The organism is Streptomyces boncukensis (assembly GCF_011045075.1).
Taxonomy (GTDB): Bacteria; Actinomycetota; Actinomycetes; order Streptomycetales; family Streptomycetaceae; genus Streptomyces; species Streptomyces boncukensis.
The window spans coordinates 1-4,814 of the sequence record NZ_JAAKZZ010000528.1; the positions used below are offsets into that span (position 1 = coordinate 1).

6 protein-coding genes and 1 pseudogene are annotated in these 4,814 nt (G+C 73.1%); 4 read left to right on the top strand and 3 right to left on the bottom strand.

Going from position 1 to position 4,814, the window contains the following annotated elements:
* Positions 1-45: 45 nt before the first annotated feature.
* Positions 46-807, bottom strand: a complete 762-nt coding sequence (locus G5C65_RS31245; RefSeq protein WP_165302411.1) for an isoprenyl transferase — start codon at positions 805-807, stop codon at positions 46-48.
* Between the two features lie 106 nt (positions 808-913).
* On the opposite strand from G5C65_RS31245, the gene mgrA reads away from it, so the two are divergent.
* Positions 914-1,975, top strand: coding sequence for an L-glyceraldehyde 3-phosphate reductase (gene mgrA / locus G5C65_RS31250; protein WP_165302412.1), 1,062 nt, complete (start codon positions 914-916; stop codon positions 1,973-1,975).
* 174 nt (positions 1,976-2,149) lie between these two features.
* On the opposite strand, the gene G5C65_RS31255 is transcribed toward mgrA, so the two are convergent.
* Both G5C65_RS31255 and G5C65_RS31260 read right to left on the bottom strand, forming a co-directional pair.
* A complete protein-coding gene (locus G5C65_RS31255) occupies positions 2,150-2,866 on the bottom strand; it encodes a prepilin peptidase (protein WP_206442475.1) in 717 nt (238 codons plus the stop codon).
* 55 nt (positions 2,867-2,921) lie between these two features.
* Complete coding sequence (locus tag G5C65_RS31260) at positions 2,922-3,893, bottom strand: helix-turn-helix domain-containing protein (RefSeq protein ID WP_165302413.1); 972 nt, start codon at positions 3,891-3,893, stop codon at positions 2,922-2,924.
* Between the two features lie 93 nt (positions 3,894-3,986).
* Here G5C65_RS31260 and G5C65_RS31265 point away from each other — a divergent pair, with 93 nt between their 5' ends.
* From G5C65_RS31265 to G5C65_RS31275, 3 genes and pseudogenes are all read left to right on the top strand, one after another.
* Complete coding sequence (locus tag G5C65_RS31265) at positions 3,987-4,226, top strand: hypothetical protein (protein WP_165302414.1); 240 nt, start codon at positions 3,987-3,989, stop codon at positions 4,224-4,226.
* A 65-nt stretch (positions 4,227-4,291) separates the two neighbouring features.
* On the top strand, positions 4,292-4,462 hold the full coding sequence (locus G5C65_RS31270) for a hypothetical protein (protein ID WP_165302415.1): 171 nt from the start codon (positions 4,292-4,294) through the stop codon (positions 4,460-4,462).
* 73 nt (positions 4,463-4,535) lie between these two features.
* Positions 4,536-4,814, top strand: a pseudogene (locus G5C65_RS31275) (hypothetical protein); the annotation flags it as partial.

The window sequence follows — 4,814 nt, forward strand, 5'->3', positions numbered from 1 at the left end:
TCCCGCTCCCTTCCCGCTCCCTTCCGCTCCCGCGTCCGCCCCCGCTCAGTTGCCGTACCGCCGGTGGCGGGCCGCGTAGTCCCGCAGGGCCCGCAGGAAGTCGACCTTGCGGAAGCCCGGCCAGAAGACCTCGCAGAAGTAGTACTCGGAGTGCGCGCTCTGCCAGAGCATGAAGCCGGAGAGCCGCTGCTCGCCGCTGGTGCGGATGATCAGGTCGGGGTCGGGCTGCCCCCGGGTGTAGAGGTGCTCGGAGATGTCCTCGACGGTGAGGCGCTCGGACAGCGTGTCGAGGCTCTCGCCCCGGGTGGCGCAGTCGGAGAGCAGCGAGCGGACCGCGTCCGTGATCTCCTGGCGCCCGCCGTAGCCGACGGCGACGTTGACGAGTATCCCGTCGACCTCGCCGGCCCGCTGCTCGGCCTCCTTCAGCACCCGCTGGGTGCGCGCGGGCAGCAGGTCGAGCTGGCCGACGTGGTGCACGCGCCAGCGCCCGTCGGAGGCGAGATCGCGCACCACGCCCTCGATGATGCCGAGCAGCGGGACGAGTTGGTCCTCCGTGCGGTTCAGGTTGTCCGTCGAGAGCATCCAGAGGGTGACGACCTCGACGTCCGTCTCGGTGCACCAGCCCAGCATTTCCTTGATCTTGTCGGCGCCGGCCTGGTGTCCCTGCTCCGGCGTCCCGCCCGAGGCGCGGGCCCAGCGCCGGTTCCCGTCCAGGATGACGCCGATGTGCTTGGGCACCTGTGCGTGGTCGAGACGGTCCTCAACCCGGCGCGCATAGAGCTTGTACACCAGGTCGCGCAAGTTCATGGGAATGGCCAGCCCCTCTGTGCCGAGTTGGGATTCCAGAACTTTACTGCCGCTCGGGCGGGCGTACGAAGCCGGGCCGGTCGGTTCCGGTGAGAGGATGTGGCATATGACATACGACGGAACTCTCCCCTCACAGAGCCTTTACCGTGCCGATGACGGACGTTACGACACGATGGAGTACCGGCGTACCGGGCGCTCCGGGCTGAAGCTGCCCGCGATCTCGCTCGGCCTGTGGCACAACTTCGGCGACGACCGCCCGCTCGCCACCCAGCGCGCGATTCTGCGCCGCGCCTTCGACCTGGGTGTCACCCACTTCGACCTCGCCAACAACTACGGCCCGCCGTACGGCGCCGCCGAGGCGAACTTCGGCCGGCTGATGGCCCAGGACTTCCGGCCATACCGGGACGAACTGGTCATCTCGACCAAGGCGGGGTACGACATGCAGCCGGGCCCGTACGGGGACGGGGGCTCGCGGAAGTACCTGCTGTCCTCGCTGGACGCCTCGCTGCGCCGGATGGGGCTGGACCACGTCGACATCTTCTACTCCCACCGCATGGACCCCGAGACCCCGCTGGAGGAGACCATGGGCGCGCTGGTCTCCGCCGTCCAGCAGGGCAAGGCGCGCTACGCGGGCATCTCGTCCTACAGCTCCCAGCGCACCCGGCAGGCCGCGCGGCTGCTGCGCGAGCAGGGCGTGCCGCTGCTGATCCACCAGCCGTCCTACTCGATGATCAACCGCTGGACCGAGGAGGACGGGCTGCTGGACACGCTGGAGGAGGCGGGCGCCGGCTGTATCGCCTTCGCCCCGCTGGCGCAGGGCATGCTCACGGACAAGTACCTGGCGGGCATCCCGGAGGACTCGCGTGCGGCCCAGGGCAAGTCCCTGGACCCGGGCCTGCTGACGGACGAGGTCGTACGGCGGCTGCGCGGGCTCAACGAGCTCGCCGGGCGGCGCGGCCAGTCCCTGGCCCAGCTCGCGCTGCGCTGGGTGCTGCGGGATCCGCGGATGACCTCCGCGCTGATCGGAGCGAGCAGCGTGGCCCAGCTGGAGGCGAACATCGCGGCCCTGCGCGGCCCGGCCCTGCAGGACGCGGAGCTCGCCGAGATCGACGCGCTGGCGGTGACGGAGCCGGACGCCAATATGTGGTCCGCCAGCAGCAAGAGCTGACCCGGGCGCGTACGGGCGCACCGCACGGGCGCAAAAAGCGGGCCGGTCCGTGGGGGGATACGGACCGGCCCGAGGGGGGGTTTCCACCATAGCTCTTCCCGGGCAGTGCTTCGCGCACCAACGCCCGTGTCGCACAGGAAGATCCGCCCGGGACCGGCCAGGGGCCGGCCAGGATCAGGCCGTCAGCCCGCCCAGCGCGACCCCCAGCAGCGCCCCGAGCACCATGAAAGGCCCGAAGGCCAGGGCCGTGCCCCAGGTCGCCCGGCGGGCCAGCAGCAGCGTGCCGCCGTAGCCCCCCAGCAGCAGGAAGCCCAGCAGGGCCCCGGTGATCAGCACATCCCAGCCGTACCACCCAAGGGCTACCCCGAGCGGAAGCGCCAGCTTGACGTCGCCGAAGCCGACGGCGCGGGGGCTGACCAGAAACAGCACGCCGTACGCGCCCGCCAGCGCGGCCCCGCCCAGCAGCGCCCGCACCCACGCGCCGCCCGCGCCCGGCAGCAGCGCGGCCACCCCCAGCAGCGCGGCCGTAGCGCCCGCGAGCGGGAGGGTGAGCACGTCCGGCAGCCGGTTGACGCGCCGGTCGACGGCGGCCAGCAGCAGCCCGGCGGGGGCCAGGAGCAGCCAGACGCCCAGCTCGGGCCGGGCCCCGACAGCGGCGGCGAGCGCGGCGCAGACCAGCGCCCCGACGGCGGCGAACCGCGCCCGCTCGCCCCGGGCCCCCTCCCGGCACGGCGCGGCACCCAGCCATCCCCGCACGTCGTGCCCCGCCGGGCAGCGGCTCCGCCACGGCTCACCCGGCTCGACGGACAGCCGGTACGCGGCACGGGGCAGCGAGGCCCCGGCGGCGGCCCCGTACCCGACGCCGCCCGCGATCAGCACCCACGTCACCAGCACCCTGCGAGCGTATGCGACCACCGTGCGAGAGGGCTCCCTCCAAGGGCCCGAACTAATCGGGGACGCGGACGCCTCCGCAGAAGGTGCGCCGATACGCCTGGGGCGTGGTGCCGAGGCGCCGCAGAAAGTGGTGCCGCAGCGCCGCAGCGCCGCCGAACCCCGCCCGCGCGGCGACCGCGTCCACGGTCAGCTCCGTCGCCTCCAGCAACTGCTGCGCCAGCAGCACCCGCTGGCCGACGAGCCACTGGTACGGCGTGCCCCCGGTCTCCCGGTGGAAGCGGCGCGCGAAGGTGCGGGGCGCCATGTGCGCCCGTGCCGCGAGCCGTTCGACGGTGATGTCCTGGTCGAGGTTCCGCTGCATCCAGGCGAGCGCGGAGCCGATCGCGTCGTCGTCGCGGACGGGCGGCAGCGGGTGCTCGATGTACTGCGCCTGCCCGCCGTCCCGGTGCGGGGGCACGACCATCCGGCGCGCGATGGCGTTCGCGACGGCGCTGCCCTGCTCCTTGCGGACCAGATGCAGACAGGCGTCGATGCCGGCGGCCGTGCCTGCGGAGGTCAGCACGGGGTCGTCGTCGACGTAGAGCACGTCCGGCTCGACCGCCGCGGCGGGCCAGCGCCGGGCCAGCTCGTCCGAGTGCCGCCAGTGGGTGGTGCAGCGCCGCCCGTCCAGCAGCCCGGCCGCACCGAGCACGAACGCGCCCGAGCACACGCTCAGCACCCGCGCGCCCCGTTCGACGCCCGCGCGCAGCGCGTCGAGCAGCGGGGCCGGAAAGGTCCGCTCGGTGAAGTCCCGGCCCGCGGGGAGCGCGATCAGATCGGCCGCGGCGAGCCGTTCGAGGCCGTACGGGGTGTCCACGGTGACGCCCGGGTGCACGCGGATCGGCGGCTCCTCGGCGGCGGCCACCGCGAAGTCGTAGACCGGCAGCCCCTCCTCGCTCCGGTCGATCCCGAACACCTCGCAGACGACACCGAGTTCGAAGGCGTTGACGCCATGGGTCAGCACGGTGACGACGTTCTGCAGCATGGCCGCAGTATGGCAGCGGCATGGCAGCAATTCGATGCACCCGGTCAGTCCTGCCGCTCCCGCCCGTTCGTCCCCGGCGGGACCGTGGAACATATGGGAACCGCACTCGAAACCCTCTGGAACGTGCTTCTGGCCGCCGCTCTGCTCACCCTTCTGCTCGCCCCCGCGCTGCTGGGCGAGCGCCGCGAACGCCGCATCGACCGGCAGCTCCGCGACGCGGAACGGGGACGTCCGGCCGCCCGGAAACCCCTCGGGGAGCGGACTGCGGTGCATCTCACAACCGTCCCCCCTCTTCCCGCTCCCACCGGCGACGACACCTGCGCCGCAGCCTGATCACGGGCCCCAAGTGGCCCTTCGCACACCAGGCGTTGTCAGCGGAGGGCCGTACTCTGGTTGTTATGAACTCGACTTCTCCCGCGCCCTCCGCGTCCGCTTCCGCGGCGAACGAGGCCATCCGGCAGTTCGTCGCGGGCCGGACGGTCTGGTCGAAGGACGCACTCGCCGAGCTGGACCGCCTGCGGGCCCAGTGGCGGCGGGCCGTGCGAGCCGAGATGGTGCGGGCCGCCTGAGGCGGCCCCGCCGCAGCCCCTTTGTCATACCAGGGTCTCGTCACACGCCCCAAGATCCGGAAGTATGGGTCCGGTGAAGAAACTGCGGGAGCTGTGGCGCGGGCGAAGCGGGCACCCGGAGCCCGGAACCGGGGCCGGGACCGGTCCCGAAACCGGCCCGGGAGCGGAGGAGTCGGACCCCTCGGATCCGGACTCCCCCCAGGAGCGGGCCCGTCGGGGCCGCTGGCGGCTGGTCGTCGCCGCCGCGCTGTTCGCCACCCTGGTCCTGCCCCGGGTCACCAGCAGCGCCAGCTACACGGATCCGGCGCTCGCCCAGCCCTCGCCGAGCGGCGGCCCCGCCGCCACCCCGTCC